Annotated in this window: 18 protein-coding genes; 9 read left to right on the forward strand and 9 right to left on the reverse strand. The window is 64.0% G+C overall.

Features of this window, described 5'->3' with window-relative positions:
• Window positions 1–4 precede the first annotated feature (4 nt).
• The 3 genes from FJ419_RS09470 to FJ419_RS09480 are packed head-to-tail and all read left to right on the forward strand — an operon-like array spanning window position 5 to window position 2,798.
• Window positions 5–898 carry a hemin ABC transporter substrate-binding protein gene (locus tag FJ419_RS09470; RefSeq protein ID WP_140690151.1) on the forward strand — a complete coding sequence of 298 codons (894 nt, stop codon included), beginning with the start codon at window positions 5–7 and terminating at the stop codon, window positions 896–898.
• Between the two features lie 6 nt (window positions 899–904).
• Window positions 905–2,002, forward strand: a complete 1,098-nt coding sequence (locus tag FJ419_RS09475) for an iron ABC transporter permease (RefSeq protein WP_140690154.1) — start codon at window positions 905–907, stop codon at window positions 2,000–2,002.
• A gap of 7 nt (window positions 2,003–2,009) precedes the next feature.
• Window positions 2,010–2,798, forward strand: a complete 789-nt coding sequence (locus FJ419_RS09480) for a heme ABC transporter ATP-binding protein (protein ID WP_140690157.1) — start codon at window positions 2,010–2,012, stop codon at window positions 2,796–2,798.
• A gap of 296 nt (window positions 2,799–3,094) precedes the next feature.
• Here the strand turns inward: FJ419_RS09480 and rirA are convergent, their stop codons facing one another.
• A complete protein-coding gene (gene rirA, locus FJ419_RS09485) occupies window positions 3,095–3,556 on the reverse strand; it encodes an iron-responsive transcriptional regulator RirA (protein ID WP_140543679.1) in 462 nt (153 codons plus the stop codon).
• 210 nt (window positions 3,557–3,766) lie between these two features.
• On the opposite strand from rirA, the gene FJ419_RS09490 reads away from it, so the two are divergent.
• From FJ419_RS09490 to FJ419_RS09500, 3 genes are all read left to right on the forward strand, one after another.
• Window positions 3,767–5,062, forward strand: coding sequence for a DUF445 domain-containing protein (locus FJ419_RS09490; protein ID WP_140690168.1), 1,296 nt, complete (start codon window positions 3,767–3,769; stop codon window positions 5,060–5,062).
• Between the two features lie 65 nt (window positions 5,063–5,127).
• Complete coding sequence (gene phaP, locus FJ419_RS09495; RefSeq protein ID WP_140690179.1) at window positions 5,128–5,556, forward strand: TIGR01841 family phasin; 429 nt, start codon at window positions 5,128–5,130, stop codon at window positions 5,554–5,556.
• A 179-nt stretch (window positions 5,557–5,735) separates the two neighbouring features.
• Window positions 5,736–6,230, forward strand: a complete 495-nt coding sequence (locus FJ419_RS09500; protein ID WP_140690188.1) for a MaoC family dehydratase — start codon at window positions 5,736–5,738, stop codon at window positions 6,228–6,230.
• A gap of 168 nt (window positions 6,231–6,398) precedes the next feature.
• Here the strand turns inward: FJ419_RS09500 and FJ419_RS09505 are convergent, their stop codons facing one another.
• Window positions 6,399–7,823 carry a PLP-dependent aminotransferase family protein gene (locus FJ419_RS09505; protein WP_140690198.1) on the reverse strand — a complete coding sequence of 475 codons (1,425 nt, stop codon included), beginning with the start codon at window positions 7,821–7,823 and terminating at the stop codon, window positions 6,399–6,401.
• Window positions 7,824–7,924: 101 nt separating this feature from the next.
• Here FJ419_RS09505 and FJ419_RS09510 point away from each other — a divergent pair, with 101 nt between their 5' ends.
• Window positions 7,925–8,788, forward strand: a complete 864-nt coding sequence (locus tag FJ419_RS09510) for a DMT family transporter (RefSeq protein ID WP_140690211.1) — start codon at window positions 7,925–7,927, stop codon at window positions 8,786–8,788.
• A 408-nt stretch (window positions 8,789–9,196) separates the two neighbouring features.
• Here FJ419_RS09510 and FJ419_RS09515 read toward each other — a convergent pair whose 3' ends face one another.
• From FJ419_RS09515 to FJ419_RS09530, 4 genes are all read right to left on the reverse strand, one after another.
• On the reverse strand, window positions 9,197–10,237 hold the full coding sequence (locus FJ419_RS09515) for a zinc-dependent alcohol dehydrogenase family protein (RefSeq protein WP_140690221.1): 1,041 nt from the start codon (window positions 10,235–10,237) through the stop codon (window positions 9,197–9,199).
• A gap of 249 nt (window positions 10,238–10,486) precedes the next feature.
• Complete coding sequence (locus FJ419_RS09520; protein ID WP_140690224.1) at window positions 10,487–10,960, reverse strand: DUF4262 domain-containing protein; 474 nt, start codon at window positions 10,958–10,960, stop codon at window positions 10,487–10,489.
• Window positions 10,950–11,600, reverse strand: coding sequence for a maleylacetoacetate isomerase (gene maiA / locus FJ419_RS09525; protein WP_140690227.1), 651 nt, complete (start codon window positions 11,598–11,600; stop codon window positions 10,950–10,952). Before maiA ends, FJ419_RS09520 begins: the two co-directional genes overlap by 11 nt.
• Window positions 11,597–12,295 carry a fumarylacetoacetate hydrolase family protein gene (locus tag FJ419_RS09530; RefSeq protein ID WP_140690230.1) on the reverse strand — a complete coding sequence of 233 codons (699 nt, stop codon included), beginning with the start codon at window positions 12,293–12,295 and terminating at the stop codon, window positions 11,597–11,599. Before FJ419_RS09530 ends, maiA begins: the two co-directional genes overlap by 4 nt.
• 208 nt (window positions 12,296–12,503) lie before the next feature.
• Here FJ419_RS09530 and FJ419_RS09535 point away from each other — a divergent pair, with 208 nt between their 5' ends.
• Window positions 12,504–13,187, forward strand: a complete 684-nt coding sequence (locus tag FJ419_RS09535) for a response regulator transcription factor (RefSeq protein WP_140690233.1) — start codon at window positions 12,504–12,506, stop codon at window positions 13,185–13,187.
• A 62-nt stretch (window positions 13,188–13,249) separates the two neighbouring features.
• Here FJ419_RS09535 and FJ419_RS09540 read toward each other — a convergent pair whose 3' ends face one another.
• The 3 genes from FJ419_RS09540 to FJ419_RS09550 all read right to left on the reverse strand — a co-directional run bounded on the left by FJ419_RS09540 (window position 13,250) and on the right by FJ419_RS09550 (window position 16,269).
• Window positions 13,250–13,672 carry a hypothetical protein gene (locus FJ419_RS09540; protein ID WP_140690236.1) on the reverse strand — a complete coding sequence of 141 codons (423 nt, stop codon included), beginning with the start codon at window positions 13,670–13,672 and terminating at the stop codon, window positions 13,250–13,252.
• A 68-nt stretch (window positions 13,673–13,740) separates the two neighbouring features.
• The gene (locus tag FJ419_RS09545) at window positions 13,741–15,078 is read right to left on the reverse strand and encodes a hybrid sensor histidine kinase/response regulator (protein ID WP_140690240.1); all 1,338 of its coding nucleotides are present in this window, start codon (window positions 15,076–15,078) and stop codon (window positions 13,741–13,743) included.
• Window positions 15,079–15,084: 6 nt separating this feature from the next.
• Window positions 15,085–16,269, reverse strand: coding sequence for an FIST signal transduction protein (locus FJ419_RS09550; RefSeq protein ID WP_246677909.1), 1,185 nt, complete (start codon window positions 16,267–16,269; stop codon window positions 15,085–15,087).
• Window positions 16,270–16,532: 263 nt separating this feature from the next.
• Between FJ419_RS09550 and FJ419_RS09555 the strand changes: the two genes are divergently transcribed.
• On the forward strand, window positions 16,533–17,033 hold the full coding sequence (locus FJ419_RS09555) for a (2Fe-2S)-binding protein (protein ID WP_140543203.1): 501 nt from the start codon (window positions 16,533–16,535) through the stop codon (window positions 17,031–17,033).
• Window positions 17,034–17,066 lie beyond the last annotated feature (33 nt).

Genomic DNA, 17,066 nt, shown 5'->3' on the forward strand with positions numbered 1-17,066 from the left:
CCCAATGCGCTTTGCTCTCAGTTTCCGCGCGGCGCTTGCGCCGATGCTCGGCGTCCTGCTTGCCGTCGCCATGCAGCCGGCCACGGCGGATGAAGGCACGACTGTCCTTTCGGACAGCTCGCGGATCGCCTCCATAGGCGGCTCGATCACCGAGATCGTCTATGCGCTCGGCGAGGAAGGCTGCCTCGTCGCCCGCGACTCGACCAGCAACTATCCCGAGGCGGCGGCGAAGCTGCCGGATGTCGGCTATATGCGCGCGCTGTCGCCCGAGGGCGTCCTGTCGGTCAATCCGACCGGAATCCTGGCGCTGCAGGGCAGCGGCCCGAAAGAAGCGGTCGACGTGCTGAAGAAGTCGAGCGTGCCGTTCATCGAGGTGCCGGACCGCTACAATCATGAGGGCATCCTCGAAAAGATCCGCGTCGTGGGAAAAGCGCTGGGGGTCGGGGCCAAGGCCGAGAAGCTCGTTGCCGAAACGGACGCGAAGCTGACGGCGGCCGAAAAGCAGACGGCTGCGGTCAAGGATCGCAAGCGCGTGCTGTTCGTGCTGTCGACGCAGGGCGGCAAGATCCTTGCCGCGGGCAGCGACACGGCGGCCGACGGCATCATCAGGCTGGCCGGCGCGGTCAATGCGGTCGAGGGTTTTTCCGGCTACAAGTCGATGACCGACGAGGCGATCGTCAGCGCCAGGCCGGACGTCATCCTGACGATGAAGGGCGGCGGACCGCCGATCTCGGAAGAGGAGCTGTTCGCCAACCCTGCCGTCGCTTCAACACCGGCGGGCGCCGACCGCAAGATGACCAGCATGGGGGGCGGCTACCTGCTCGGCTTCGGGCCGCGCACGGCCGAAGCCATCCATGATCTTGCCGTTTCGCTCTATGGCAACCAGGTCCAGGACTGAGCGGTGATGGCCGAACAATCCATTGCCGGCGCGGACCGGGCGATGGCAGCCGATGGCGACCGCTCGGCCCGGGCAAGGCTTGTCATCCTGCTCTTGTGTGTGACGCTCGCTGTCTGCATGTTCCTGTCGCTGACATCGGGCGCCTCCGACGCCTCCGCGGTCCGCGTCATACGCGGCTGGTTTACAGGCATCATGCCTGCCGACGCGGCGTTGGCCGCGCGCGACCAGTTGATCGTTTATGACATCCGCATGCCGCGCGTGCTGCTCGGCGTGCTGATCGGCGCGGCGCTGGCCGTCTGCGGTGCGGTGATGCAGGGGCTGTTCCGCAATCCGCTTGCCGATCCCGGCCTGATCGGCGTCTCCGCCGGCTCCAGTCTCGGTGCGGTGGCGATCATCGTGGTCGGCACGACCTGGCTTGCGCCCGTCACGCTTGCGCTGGGCACGCTCGCTTTGCCGCTCGCGGCATTCTTCGGCGGGCTCGCGGTGACGTTGCTGCTTTACGCCGTCGCCACGCGCCAGGGGCGGACGTCGGTCGCCACCATGCTGCTTGCCGGAATCGCCATCAGCGCTCTTGCCATGGCGCTGACGGGTGTCCTCATCTTCATGGCCGACGACCGGCAACTGCGCGACCTGACGTTCTGGCAGCTCGGCTCGCTGGCTGGCGCGACATGGCCGAAGATTGGCACCGTGGGGCCGGTGATCGTGCTGGCGCTGTCGGCGATGCCGTTCCTGTCGCGCGGCCTCAACGCGCTGGCGCTGGGAGAAGCGACCGCGGGCCATCTCGGCATTGCGGTGCAGCGGCTGAAATACACGGCAGTCGTCGCGGTGTCGGCAGCGGTCGGCGCTTCGGTCGCGGTCAGCGGTGGCATCGGCTTCATCGGCATTGTCGTGCCGCATGTGCTGCGGCTGGCGATCGGTCCGGACAACCGCTATTTGCTGCCGGCCTCGGCCCTGCTCGGCGCATCGCTGCTTCTCGTCGCCGACGCAGTCGCCCGCACCATCGTCGCGCCGGCCGAACTGCCGATCGGCATCGTCACCGCGGTCGCCGGCGCGCCGTTCTTCCTGTGGATCCTGCTGCGCAAGCGCGGCGTCGTTGATTTATGAGTTCGCCATGATCGAAGCGCGCGACATTTCGGTGGCGATCGGCGGCAAGCGCATCGTCTCGCATGTCGATTTCGCGGCGCGGCCCGGCGAGGTGACGGCCGTCGTCGGACCGAACGGATCCGGCAAGACGACGCTGCTCAAGGCACTGACCGGTGAGCTTGCCTATACCGGCACCGTCACCCTCAACGGCCGCGACCTGTCCGCCATGAAGCCGGTCGAGGCGGCCACGCTGCGCGCGGTGCTGCCGCAGGCCACGGCTCCGTCCTTCCCGTTCACCGTGCGCGAGATCGTTCGCCTCGGCCTGATCGGCGGGCGCTCCGGCGTGCTGCCCGGCGAGGATGCGCGTTTGCCCGAGCGGGCGCTGGCGCGGGTCGATCTCGACGGCTTTGCCGGCCGTTTCTACCAGGAGCTTTCCGGCGGCGAGCAGCAGCGCGTGCAGCTCGCCCGCGTGCTCTGCCAGGTCTGGGCGCCGGTGCTCGAAGGGCGGCCGCGCTACCTCTTCCTCGACGAGCCGGTCTCCAGCCTCGACATCAAGCACCAGCTCATCATCATGAACATCGCGCGCGATTTCGCCCAGCGCGGCGGCGGCGTGGTGGCGATCCTGCACGACCTCAATTTGACGGCCATGTATGCCGACCGAATTTTCGTGCTCTCTCGCGGCCAACTGGCCGCCGCGGGGTCGCCGACGGACGTGCTCAATGACGAGCTGATCGAGAGGGTGTTCGACTGCCGGCTGAAGGTCGGTGCTCTGCCTGCCGCGAACATGCCGTTCGTGTTGCCGCAATCGGCAGCGTAGACTTGGCCGCGAGGACTTTCCCACCTTCGTCATCCACGGGCGGAGCGGGAGCGAAGCGGACGCGTAGACCCGAGGATCCTTTCCGTTACATCAGCCGAAGAATGCAGCGATCCTGAACGAGCGCTGGCGCCGACGTCGCTAGTTCTGCATCGCTGCGGCGCTCGGACGTCACGGAATGGATTCTAGGGTCTGCGCTGCGTCGCTGCGCTCCTTGCTCCGCCCTAGAATGACGAAGCCATGGGCGGCATCGCCCCTCGGGAAGTCGCGGGCGGCGGCGGCCTTCGACAAAGCGTCGATCACGCTGCCGGGGCGCGTTGCTCCAGGAGGTCGATGCCGAGCAGGCTGCGCACATTCGGGCGCGCGGCGACGAGGTCGGCGATGGTGTAGCGGGAAAGCACGGCGAAGAAGGCGTTGAGCGCCTCGCGCAGCGCCGAATTCAGGGCGCAACTGTCGACCAGCGGGCATTCGGCGGCGTCGTTCTCGAAGCATTCGGCCATGGCGAAACTCTCTTCGGTGACGCGCACGACATCGAACAGGTTGATTTGTTCCGCCGCGCGGCCGAGCCGCACCCCGCCGTTGCGGCCGCGCACGGTCTCGACCAGGCCGGCCTCGACCAGCGGCTGCAGGATCTTGAAGAGGAACAGCTCGGACACCGAATAGGCGGCGGCGATCTCGGGGATGCGGCTCAGCCTTTCGGTGTTAGCGGCGCAGTACATCAGAATGCGCATCGCATAATTGGTCTGGCGCGTGAGCCGCATGGTATCCTCGCGAAATATTAGCTTAAAGCCGAATATGGCCCATAGTTTGGAACAATTCCAGACTGGACCGGTACATAGCTGAATAATCGTGTCAACTTTTTGTGCATGCCGGCGCGGATAGTCGCCGGATATCGCTCCTGCGCTTCGAGCGAGCGTTTTGCCGGCGCAGCCACTAGATAGAAGCGGGTGCAAACAGGAAACGGCCTTTCCATGTCACAGTCAGCTTCAACCCTCGCGCCGGTTCGATTCGACGCCGATGCCAAGGCGAAGCTCTCGGCGTTGCGGCGGACCAAGTTCGTCGCCGCCGCGGCGCTCGCGCTGTGCATCCTCGTCTTTGCGCTCGCCAAGTCCTTCGAGGGCGGCCATCCATGGCTCGGCTTCGTCGCGGCCTTCGCCGAGGCGGCGACCATTGGCGGCCTCGCCGACTGGTATGCCGTGGTCGCGCTGTTCCGGCGGCCGCTCGGGCTGCCGATCCCGCACACGGCCATCATTCCGGAGAACCAGCACCGGATCGCCGACAATCTCGGCCGCTTCATCGAGGCCAATTTCCTGGCGCCGGAGCCGGTGCGCGAGAAGCTCGCCGAGGTCGATTTCGCCGCTTTGGTCGCCGACTGGCTGGCCGACGCCGAACGCGCCTCCGATCTGTCGCGATTCGTCGTACGCCTGGTGCCGCAGACATTGACGGCGGTGGAACAATCAGGTCTCCGTGACTTCGTCACCAGCCGCATGCTGGAGCAGATCGAGAAGGTGCCGCTGGCGCCGCTCGCGGCCGATCTTTTGTCGGCGCTGACCGACGATCGCCGCCACCAGAAGCTGTTCGACGAATTCATCCGGGTCGTCGGGCGTTTCCTCAATGACGAGCAGGCGCTGGCGACGATGCGCGAAAAGATCCGCGAGGAACTGCCGTCGCTGTTCAACCTGTTTCGCGCCGATGCCTATCTCTTGAAGAAGATCGTCGCGTCGGCGGGTTCGCTGCTCGATGAGGTGCGGGCCGATCCAGATCATCCCATGCGCATCGAATTCGACCGCTTTGCGCTCGGCTTCATCGAGCGGCTCAGGACCTCGAAGCAATATGCAAGGCGCGCCGAGAAGCTGAAGCGCGATTTCCTCGGACGTCCGGAGGTGCGGGCGCTTGCCGGCGATGCATGGACTAGCCTGCGCCTTTTCATCGAGCAGGACGTCAATGCGCCGAATTCGACGATCCGCGAGCACCTCGCCAACATGTTTGTCGAGGTCGGCAGGCATCTGGCCGACGACGCCCAGATCAGGGCCGATATGAACCAGGGTTTTGTCGTGGCGCTGGCTTCGTTCGTCGAGAGCCAGAAGAGCGGGGTGTCGACATTCATCGCCGATCAGGTCAAGCGCTGGGACCTGGCGCAACTGACGCGGCTGATCGAGCTGAACATCGGCAGGGACCTGCAATATATCCGCTTCAACGGCATGATCGTCGGCGGGCTTGCCGGGCTGGCGCTCCATGCGGCGGAGCGGCTGTTCCTCGTCAATTGACGCCGGCCCAAGGAACACTATTCTCCTGCAAGGGCGCCGCATGGCGGCCGGCAGGGAGGCAGAGCATGGCAAGACAACCGGAATCGGACTCGTTCCTCGACATGTTCAGCAGGTTCGGCCGCGACCTCAAGCTGCCGAATGTCGACGTCCAGGCGATCCTCGACCATCACCGCAAGAACCTCGAAGCCCTGGAAAAATCGGCGAGGGCAAGTGCGGCCGGCGCATCCTCGGTGCTGGCGAGGCAGCATGAGATGGTCCAGAATGCCATGTATGAGATCACGCGGATGGCGCAGAACTATCAGACGCCCGGCAATCCGCAGGACCTGATGAGCAAGCAGGCGGAGTTTGCCCGCAGGTCGTTCGAGACGACGCTGAAGAATGCCAGCGAAGTGGCCGACCTTGTGCGCAAATCCAGCACCGAATCGGTCGAGATCCTGCGCGACCGGATCCGGGATGCGATGGCGGAAATCCGCGCCGGCTACGAAAAGAAATAGGCCACCTGGCGATTTCGGACCCATCACCGACCGACAATCGATGCAACCGGCGCAGGTGTCCGAGCGTTCTCGGCCTGCCCCATAGCATCAACTCTACCGGCGAAAATCGCGGGGCGGCGAATTGACAGAGGCCGCCGCTTCATGGTCGGGAGACAGGCAAGAGTGATGGGAAAGCCGGAATGACGGAAACACGGCCGAGAACGCCGCCGACCTTCGAGCAGTTGCGCATGATGTCCGGGCAGGAGCTTGGCGTGTCCGACTGGACGACGGTCGACCAGCAGCGCATCGACCAGTTCGCGGAGTGCACGGGCGACCACCAATGGATCCATGTCGATCCCGAAAGGGCGAAACGGCAGAGCCCATTCCGCACTACGATCGCGCATGGCTACCTGACCTTGTCGATCATCGGCGCGCTGGCGCTGGAGATGGGCATCGTGCCGGAAAACACCCAGGCCGCCTTCAACTACGGCTTCGACAAGGTGCGCTTCCTGGCGCCGGTAAAAGCCGGCGCGCGCATCAGGCTGCGCACCACGCTGCTTTCCATGGAGGATCGCGGTCCGGGACAGTATCTGATGAAGGCGGCCAACACCGTCGAGATCGAGGGCGAGCAGAAGCCGGCGCTGACGGCCGAAACGCTGGTGATGATGTACGAGCGCCGCAAGCGGGCCGGTTAGGTCCGCCGATATTCAGGTGAGGCCGGTCTGCAAATGGCGGCTTCCTGCGCTCCCGGTGCTCACGTGCTTAAAGCACACTCCGCTCCGGTCTCGGAATCCACCATTTTCGACTCGGCCTGACCTGAATCTCGACAGACCTGGCGGCGTCGGTTCACCAGGCTGATCAAGTCATCTATGCAGCTTGTTGCGGCGCGATGCCGACATCGCTTTCTCAAGCGCTCCGAAGATACGCTGATCCCAGCATTGCGCGACGTTGAAGCGCATGAAGCGGCCGGCGGTGTGCGACAGGCTGAAGGCGTTGCCGGGCGCCAGCACGACATTGTCCGAGAGCGCATGGCGGGCGACATCTGCGGCATCGATGCCGTCGGGCAGGCGGCACCAGAGGAACATGCCGGCAGGCTGGTCGATCCAGGGCATGATGCCCATCGCCGTCAGCCTGCCGGCGGTCTCGGCCATGGCGCGCGACAGGCGCGTGCGCAACTGCTCGACATGCTTGCGGTAGCTGCCGTCCTTCAGCAGGGTCAGCACCAGCTCGGCGGATAGCCGCGCACTGCCGAAAGTCGTGGCGATCTTGAGATCGGTGAGCCCCTCCATCCAGTCGGCTGGTGCCGCGATGAAGCCGCAGCGCACCGAGGCCGACAGCGTCTTGGAGAAGGAGCCGATCTGGACGACGCGCTGCAGCCCGTCGAAGGCCGCAAGCCTCGGAGCAGGGCTGTGTTCGAAGTCGGCGAAGATATCGTCCTCGACGATGGTGAGATCCGCCTGGTCGGCGAGTTTCAGGAGCCGATGCGCGGTGACCGGCGACAGGATCGCGCCTGTCGGGTTGTGGATGCCGGAATTGGTGATGTAGAGGCGCGGCCGGTGCTCGGCGAGCGCCTCGGCGAAGAGTTCGATGTCCGGTCCCGAAGGCGTGTAAGGCACGCCGACCACCTTGGCCTGATGCGCTCGCAGCAGCGCATGGAAGTTGAAATAGCAGGGATCGTCGACCAGGACCGCATCGCCGGGTTCGATCAGGAAGCGGCACAGAAGGTCGATCGCTTGGGTGCCGCAGTCGGTCAGCATGATCTGGTCCGGCGAGACCTCGACGCCATGGTCGGCCATGCGCCTTGCCAGCAATTGGCGCAGCGGCGGCAGACCGAGCGGCGTGCCGTAGTCCGCAAGCGTCACGTCGTCGGCACGGGCAGCAGCGCGCAGCGCCCGGCGCAAGGCGGCCTGCGGCATCCAGGACGCCGGCAGCCAGCCGCAGCCGGGTTTCAGCATCTCCTCGCCGGCTTCGAGCGATTGCCGCGACACCCAGAGCGGGTCGACGGCTCGGTCCAGCCGTGGGCCGATCTCGGCGAGCGACAATGGCGCGAGCTGGCCGGCGGCGTAGAAGCCGGAGCCAGGCCGCGAACGGATCGTGCCTTCGGCTGCAAGGCGCTCATAGGCTTCGACCACGGTCGATTTTGAAACCTGCATGGATCTGGCCATGGCTCGTATCGACGGCAGGCGGGCTCCGGGCGTCAGCGTGCGCGCCGCGATCCGCTGGCGGATTGCCGCCATGACGGTTTCGACGAGGGTGGCGCCACTGGCGTTTGGGTCCGATGCGTCCATCTGTACTTCCCTGCCGACCATTACAGTTTTGTCGAATTGTACCTCATTGTCTCTGGTGATGCCATGGCTTGTCCCGTACGGGAGCACAAACGGAGCGGATGATGGAAAAGAGTTTCGACGGCTGGCTCAGCGGCTTCATTGGGGTGCTGATCTTCAGCGGGTCGCTGCCGGCGACGCGGGTGGCGGTGATGGATTTCGATCCGACCTTCCTGACGGCTGCCCGGGCGGCGATCGCCGGCCTGCTCGGGATTGCGATGCTGCTGCTGTTTCGCGAGAAGCGTCCGGAGCGCAGCGACCTGATCTCGCTCGTCGTCGTTGCGCTGGGTGTCGTGGTCGGCTTCCCGTTGCTGACGGCGCTGGCGCTGAAACATGTCACCTCGGCGCATTCCATCATCTTCGTCGGCCTGCTGCCGCTGGCCACCGCGATCTTTGGCGTGCTGCGCGGCGGCGACCGTCCGCGCCCGGCCTTCTGGCTGTTCTCGTGTCTGGGAAGCGCTTTAGTGGCGGGCTTCGCGCTAGCGCAAGGCGTGACCGCGTCGCCGGTCGGCGACGGCCTGATGCTCGGCGCCATCATCGTCTGCGGGCTGGGTTACGCCGAAGGGGCCAAGCTGTCGCGCAAGCTCGGCGGCTGGCAGGTGATCTGCTGGGCCTTGGCGCTGTCGCTGCCGGTGATGCTGGCGTTGAGCTTCGCGACGCTGCCGCCATCCTTTGCGGCGATCGGTTCGGGCGCCTGGATCGGCCTGGGCTATGTCTCGCTGTTCAGCATGCTGATCGGCTTCGTGTTCTGGTATCGCGGCCTCGCGCAAGGCGGCATCGCCGCCGTCGGGCAGCTGCAGCTGCTGCAGCCCTTCTTCGGCCTGGCGCTGGCGGCGACGCTGCTGCACGAAAAGGTCAGCCCGCTGATGGTTGTCGTGACGCTTGGCGTCGTGGCCTGCGTGTTCGGGGCGAAGAAGTTCGCGCGGTAGGGGTGGCTTCCCGTAATCGCGCTCGGTTTTGCCGGGTGCGCATAGGCGCACTGCACAGGGATTTTGACCGATCGGCTCTGTTTGCGTTGGCAGGTGGCATGCGTTGGAGATTGGCCGAAACGCCCGTCGCGATCGTCATTCCAGGGCAAAGCAGGAGCGAAGCTCCGTTGGAATCCATGCCGTTACCTTCGCCAGGGCGTGCAACGGAGCAGAATTCTGCGCCGTGGCGGCGCTTCCAAGTCACGGAATGGATTCTATGGTCTGCGCGCGTCGCTTCGCTCCTTGCTCCGCCATAGAATGACGACGTTGGGGCGGCTTCAACCAATCCCCGGCGTTTGCGCTGATTTCACGGAAATGAATCTTACACCAAGACAAACGGCAACCTTTCAAAATCCCTGTGTCGGGGAACTAAAACTTCGTCACCACCCCAATGCCGATGCCCTCGAAGCCGCCCATGGCCATCAACGCGGCGGGCGCCTCTTCGAGACTGATCTTCTTGCCCACCAGCAATTCGGGCTTCAGCTTGCCGGTGCGGATCATCTCCATCATCGCGGAATAGCGGTAGGCCTGCATGCCGTGGCTGCCGAGGATTTCGAGCTCGAAGGCGATGACCTTGTCCATCGGCACTTGCGGACGGGCATGCTCGCCCAGCATCAGCCCGACCTGAACGTGGCGGCCGCGCCGGCGCAGATTGGCAATCGAGTTGAAGGATGTGGTCGGGTGGCCGAGCGCATCCATCGACATATGCGCGCCGCCATTGGTGATCTGCTTGACGGCCTTGACGACGTTCTGCGTCGCCGAGGCATTGATCGTCGCCACCGCGCCGATCTTTTTTGCGAATTCCAGCTTCTCGTCGGTGAGGTCGATGGCGATGACATTGGCGCCCATGGCACTGGCGATCATGATCGCCGAGAGGCCGACGCCGCCGCAGCCGTGCACCGCGACCCATTCGCCCGGCGTCACCCGGCCCTGGTCGACGATGGCCCGGAAGGAGGTAACGAAGCGGCAGCCGAGGCTGGCGGCGGTGGCGAATTCCATCTCTTCGGGCAGGCGCACCAGATTGGTGTCGGCGTGCTCGATGCCGACATATTCGGCGAACGAGCCCCAGCCGGTGAAGCCCGGCTGCGTTTGGTGCTCGCAGACCTGATGGTTGCCAGACGTGCATTCGAAGCAGCGGCCGCAGCCGACCGCGAAGGGGACCGTGACACGATCGCCGGCCTTCCAGCGGCCGACCTGCTTGCCGGCGGCGACGACGACGCCAGCCAACTCATGTCCGGGGACGTGCGGCAGCGTGATGCCGTCATCATGGCCCATCCAGCCATGCCAGTCGCTGCGGCAAAGACCCGTAGCCTCGACCTTGATGACCACGCCGTCGGCGGCCGGCTTCGGATCGGGAACGGTCCGGATCGTCGGCGCCTCGCCGAATTTTTCAAAGACGACAGCTTTCATAGGCGACTCCACCCATCTTTTATCCGAGAGCGACGATAGCCGATTCCATGCAAAGCTGACCGGAAATCGATTCTGCCAGCGCCGGGACAGGCGAACCGACCATTTATTTCGGAGCTGGCTTCTAGGCATTGACGTTGAGAGTTGGACACTAGATCAGGATGACCTTTCGTTGAATCGCCATCCCGGTCTAAATCTTTGTAGCAGCATGATCTTCTCCGAAAACCGGTTCCCGCTTTTTGGGATCATCCTCTAGTTAGGTGAGATATCAAGCAGCGGCTGCCGCTCGCGAAACCAGTCATCGGCTTCGGCATCCCACGGCCAAACACCGGACGTTGTCGGAAAAATAAGCTGCACAATCCGGAAATCGGGCCCGTCATAAAACCATATGTCCCAGCCGAAATATTCTGGGTAGTGATCGGGATGGACTGCACCGAACTGACAGTCGAAGCCGCCTCCCAGGAAACCCGATGTCCGCTCCCCGACGCTGAACCTCTCGCCACTGCGCACCCGTCGGCAATATTCGTTGATAATGGTCAGCGAAAGCTCCTGCTTGAGCCCGATGACGACCAATTCAGGGACGCCAAAATTGTGCTCGATCCCGACCGAGTAAGCGAAGGGCGGATGCTCGTCCTCCTCCAGCACATAGAGGATGTGGCAGCCGTACTCTTCGATGTCGGCGAGCGTCTTTGCCTCGTCGGGATCCCTGGCTTCTCTATTCGGCATCGATCTGGTTCTGCGGCGCAGCCTTCTGGAACGCCGGCAGCGCCATGCAGGCGGCGTTGATGCGCGCAATCACGGGGTAGGGCGCCATGTCGACGCCGAAGCGGGCATTGTTGGCGACCTGCGCGGCGAGGCAGATGTCGGCAAGGCCCGGCGCATCGCCGTGGCAGAAGGTGCCGGTCTGCGGCGACGAAGCGAGAATCTTCTCAAGCGGCTGGAAACCTTCGTTCACCCAGTGCCGGAACCAGTTGACGACATCCTCGTCGCCGGCGCCGAACAAACTGCGCAGCGAGGTCAGCACGCGCAGATTGTTCACGGGATGGATGTCGCAGGCGATCATCTGCGCCAGCATCCTGACGCGGGCTCGACCCAGCGCATCCTTCGGCAGCAGCGGCGGCTCGGGCTGGATCTCGTCGAGATATTCGATGATCGCCAGCGACTGGGTCAGAAGCGTGCCATCGTCAAGAATCAGCGCAGGCACCAGCCCTTGCGGGTTGACGGCGCGATAGGCGGGCTCGAGATGCTCGCCATGGCGCAAGTGGTGCGGCACATAAGTGTAGTTCAGGCCCTTCATCTCCAGCGCGATCCGCACCCGGTAGGAGGTGGAGGAGCGGTAGTAGTTGTGAAGGACGAGGTCGCTCATGGCCTCGTCTGCCCGATGGTCACTGCGATCTCGCCGATGCCGTCGACGCCGCCGGTGATCCTGTCGCCGGCCTGGACCGCGCCGACGCCGGCCGGCGTGCCGGTGAAGATCAGGTCCCCGGGTTGCAGCTCGACCGCCTCGCTGCAAATCGCGACGATGTCGGCGATCGGCCAGATCAGCTCGGCAAGATCGCCGTCCTGCTTCACCGCGCCGTTGACGGCAAGCCAGATGCGGCCTTTGTCCGGATGCCCCGATTTCGCGGCCGGAACCAGCGGCCCGCAAGGCGCGGATTGGTCGAACGCCTTCGACCAATCCCAGGGCCGCGCCGCCTTCTTGGCCTGATCCTGCAGGTCGCGGCGGGTCAGGTCAACGCCGACGCCATAGCCCCAGACATGGGCGAGCGCGTCTTCGCGCGGAACGCGGAAGCCGGCTTTGCCGACGGCCACGACAAGCTCGATCTCGTGGTGCAGGTTCGAGGTCAAAGGCGGGTAGGGGATCTCGGCACCGCTGTCGACCACCGCGTCGGCGGGCTTGGTGAAGAAGAAGGGCGGGTCGCGCTCATCATTGCCGAGCTCGCGCGCATGCGCGGCGTAATTGCGGCCGACGCAGAAGATGCGGCGCACGGCAAACCGCTCCGCCGAGCCTGCGACGGCAACCGAGGCAATGGCCGGCGGCGGAAGGACGAATTCGGGCATGGGCGGTCTCCGTGCTGGCATGAATCGTTCGCACCTTCAGCCGATTTCGACGGGCGAGCAAGGCTCTATGGCCGCGAACATGTTGGCCCTGTCGCTTCACGGACAATGCCGTGTACCATTGGGCGATATACTATTTGCCAATAATCTGGCCATGGTCACGAGACTATCCTGTGCCGGCTGAAACCGAACCGATGCCTGATCCTGAGCAATGACCGCAATCAACGATCGCGCCCGCTTCCTGATCATCGACGACCACCCGCTGTTTCGCGAGGCGCTGCACAGCGCCGTGCAGATGGCCTATCCGGACGTCGACACGGTCGAGGCTCGTTCGATCGGGGAAGCGATCGAGCTTCTTGCCGACGCCAAGCCGTTCGACCTCGCGCTGCTCGATTTGAGCATGCCGGACGTGCATGGCTTCGAGGGGCTGTTGCAGCTGAGGACCCGCTATCCGCGGCTGCCGGTGGTGATCGTGTCGGGCTACGAGGAACCGAAGATCATCTCTGAGGCGTTGTCCTACGGCGCCGCCGGCTTCATCCCGAAGTCGGCGCGCAAGAGCGATCTCGCCGCCGCCATCCGTTCGGTGATGGATGGCGCGGTCTATGTGCCGGAAAATTACGAGGGCCAGCCGCCGGACCCCGACAGCACCGATCGCGCCGACATGGTGCAGCGCCTTGCCAGGCTGACGCCGCAGCAGCTGAGGGTCCTGCAGATGCTGCGCCAGGGCATGCTCAACAAGCAGATCGCCTACGAGCTGCAGGTGGGCGAGACCACCGTCAAGGCACATGTCTCCGAGATCCTGCGCAAGCTCAACGTCTACAGCCGCACGCAGGCGGTGATCGAGGTCTCGAAGCTCGACAATGCGGAGCTGTTTCGAGATCAGGCTGGGTTTTGAACGCTGGCTGAAAAGTGAACTGTCGCCGTAATCCCTGCGCAATCCTGATCTCTACCATGACGCTAAAAAGATATAGATGAGATTATTGCTCTCGCTTCCTCTAATTCTTTGATTACAAGCCTGCTTTCTAAAGCCAAGTATGTCGCTAACGCAAAATCATTTCCATTCGATAAGTACCACGCCGATAATATTTTATCAATTGTCTTTGATAGTACTCCAACGCACATTATGTTGCCAAATTTCTGCGTAGAAATATGCTCGGCAGCTATGTGGTTGTTTTGACAAAATTGAATCATAAACGATCTAGGAACGTCGAAATCTGCGTTTGGTTTCTCGCCGCCACTGTATCTGGCAATAGTAAATTGAAGCGCGCCGACACCTGATGTTTTGGCCAAGGTCGGTGGCCCCTTGTTGGGAAGATCGTCAGTTATGTCTTCCCATTCGTCGGGAAGGTCCAAGGTGATGCCATAGAATTGTATCCTCATTTGGTTTCGTTGGTCATTCTGATTGGCATTTCTTTTAGACGGTGGCTTCGGCTGGGTGGGGCCTGTCTTTAAGCCAGCAAATGCGCCAAGAGCGCGCGTAGTTGCGCCGGCTTCAGCGGCTTGCGCATCAGCTCTATGCCGGCGGCGCGGGCGGCTTTGGCGACGGGTTCGGAGCCGTCGGCGGTGACGATCAGCGCCGGCACGGTCCGGCCGAGATAGTCGCGCACTTCGGCTATCGTTGACGTGCCGAGGTCGCCGCCGTCGAGATGCTGGTCGGCGATGATGATGTCGGGCACCCAGGCGGTGTCGCCGAGCAGGTCGAGCGCATCGTCGGTCGAGGTGGCGGCGCGCACCAGGCATTGCCAGCGCTCGAGCAGCGAGGTCATTGCCGAGAGCACGTCCGTGTCGTTCTCGACCAGGAGCACCTTGGTGCCGAACAGGCCGTAGCCGCGCGGCCGCTCCATGTCGGCGGCGGCCATCGCCGGTTCGGCCGCGGCCATGCCGACCGGCACGTCGATATGGAAGATGGTGCCGCGCCCGACCTTGGAGGAAAAGGTCACCGGGTGGCCGAGGGCGGCCGCCATGCGGCGCACGATCGCGAGGCCGAGCCCGAGCCCGCCGGCGAGCCCGGCGTCGGCAAGCGTGGACGTGCCGCGGTGAAATTCCTCGAACACCGCCTCGCGCTGGTCCTCGGGGATGCCGCAGCCGGTGTCGGCGACGTCGATGCGGATGGTGTCGCCGCGATGCCTTGTGCCGACCAGCACGCCGCCGGAGCGGGTGTAGCGCAGCGCGTTGGAGAGGATGTTCTGCAGGATACGCCTGAGCAGCGTGCGGTCGGAACGCACCGCGACATTGACGGGACGGAATTTAAGCGACAGGCCTTTCTTTGCCGCTTCCGGAAGGAAATCCGAGCGCAGCGAGGAGAACAGCGCTTCCAGGCTGACGTCGCCGATTTCCGGTTGCACCACGCCGGCGTCGAGCTTGGAGATGTCGAGCAGCGTGCGCAGCAGGTCTTCCATCGTCTCCAGCGAGCGCTCGACCTGGCGCACCAGCTTCCTGCCTTCATCGCTGGCCTGGACCTCTGCCAGCGCCGAGACCGACAGATGCGCGGCGTTGAGCGGCTGCAGCACATCGTGGCTGGCGGCGGCGAGGAACCTGGTCTTGGAGAGGTTCGCGAGTTCCGCGCTCTCCTTCGCCGCGCTGAGGTCGATGTTCGACTGCTCGAGCCGGCGCAGCGTCGCGTGCAGTTCCTCGGTACGGTTGCGCACCCGGTTTTCCAGCGATATCGCGGTCTGGAACAGCGAGAAGGCATTGCCCTGCTGGTCCATCGAGCGCTCGACGCGGCTGACCAGCGCGGCGTTGATCTTCTTCAGCCTTTCGAGGTCGTCGATGTCGCGAAGCGGCATCGGCGCTCACTCGGCCGCCTGGCGCTCGCCGAAGGCGATGCCGGTAAAGGTCTGGTTGAGGTGCATCGAACGATACTGCTCGCCATAGGTGCCGAAGCCGATCACCTTATTGGTCCGATAGAGCTCGGAGATATCGCGAAAAACCTGGCGGTTGCGGGCGTCGAGCCGGCGCAGCACGCAGTCGAAACCGAGGATCATGTCGATGCCGCCAAGCCGATGCTCGACGTCCTGGAGAGCGGTGCGCGTCGCTTCGACCATATTCTTGGGCTGGGCGATGGAAAGCACCACGCCGTCGTCGATGGCGCAGAAGAAGGACAGCGAGCCGTCGGGATGCATGCGCTGGATCGAGCGGCAGTAATATTCGCCGCCGACCTTCACCACCACGGGGTGCGAGGCAAAGCTCAGCGGCGTCAGCGTCTGCGGCATGATGCCGACGGAGGCGGCATATTCTTCCGCCGCGTTGGTGGCGTTGAACTCGCGCACGACACGATGATCCGGGTCGGACGCCGTCACCACCAGCTTCTCGTCGGTCGGAATGAAATTGTCGGTCTTGAAGACGTGGAAGGGGATCTCGGTCGCGACCAGCACCACGATGGCGCTGTCGGACGCGACCGTGCCGTTGGCGATCAGCCTGGTCGTCTCGAATTTCAGGTCGTCGCCGGCCGAGCCGCCGATCAGCGGAATGTCGTCCAGCCCCCAGTGGATGGCCGAGGTCACCGCTTCCTCCGCATAGGACAGCCCGTCGATGAAGCAGAGCGCGAATATGTTCTTGGCCCGATCCTGGCCGACGCGCCCGCGCAGCAGGCGCCGCAGCGACGCGACCTCGCCGGTGATCCGGTCCATGCCCGACGAGGAGAGGTTCTCGACCATGGTGGAGACGGTCGAAAACGATGCCGACGGCAAAAGCAGGGCAAGGACATGTCCTTCCTCCAGCCCCTGCGGCGTGATCTCGCCGGCGGTCGAGCAGCCGGCATAGGCAAGCGATGGCGCGTGTACCGTCAACGCCTGCGCGAGCGCTGCCGCGTCGACCAAGCTCTGGGAGAAGAACAAAAGCGCGAAGCCGGCGTCGACGATTGCGGCTTCGGCCGCGATGGCCCGGGCAAAAACATTCGGATCGGGCTCATCCGTGGTGAGCGCCGAAAGGCCCGATGCATAGCGTGTGCTAGAACTGGCCAGCCGCCTTCTCCGCAATTTCCTCCAACGCTGTTTTATGCGTGTCTTTTCTTATGCGTGTCAGGCACGCTTCGCGTCGAGGGCATCTTTGCCCTCAATCCCTGATTTGGCAATGGGCCGGGCGGCATGCTCAACAGCTTGTCGGCCATGACCGAAAGTACAAGGGACGCAGCGCTGGCAGCACTGTTTTGCGCGTTGTACGGTACGCAAATAGCGCGCTGCCGAAGCACAGGCACGGCATCGGCAAGGCGAGGACCAAGGTTAATACCCAGGGAGGCTGCATGTCGGACGTGTCGTTGACTGTGAATGGGAAACGGGTCAGCGGTAGTGCCGAAGACCGAACGTTGCTGGTGCATTTCCTGCGAGAACATCTCGGCCTCACCGGAACGCATGTCGGCTGCGATACGTCGCAATGCGGCGCCTGCGTCGTGCATGTCGACGGCCGGGCGGTGAAGTCCTGCACCATGCTCGCCGTTCAGGCTTCGGGCTCGACCATCGTCACCATCGAAGGGTTGGCCGACGGCGCCGAGCTGCATCCGGTGCAGGCCGCGTTCAAGGAGCATCACGGGCTGCAATGCGGCTTCTGCACGCCGGGCATGATCATGGCCGCGACCGACATGATCGCGCGTCACCCGCAAGGCCTCGACGAGGCGACTGTGCGCGCCGAGCTCGACGGCAATATCTGCCGCTGCACGGGCTACCACAACATCGTGAAGGCGATCCTCGCCGCATCGAAGACGATGTCGAAGGGCGCCAAGGGCAAGGCGAAGCAGGCAGCTTAGGTGGTGAATGGTCAATGGTGAATGGTGAATAGA

The organism is Mesorhizobium sp. B2-6-2 (assembly GCF_006440615.1).
Classification (GTDB): domain Bacteria; phylum Pseudomonadota; class Alphaproteobacteria; order Rhizobiales; family Rhizobiaceae; genus Mesorhizobium.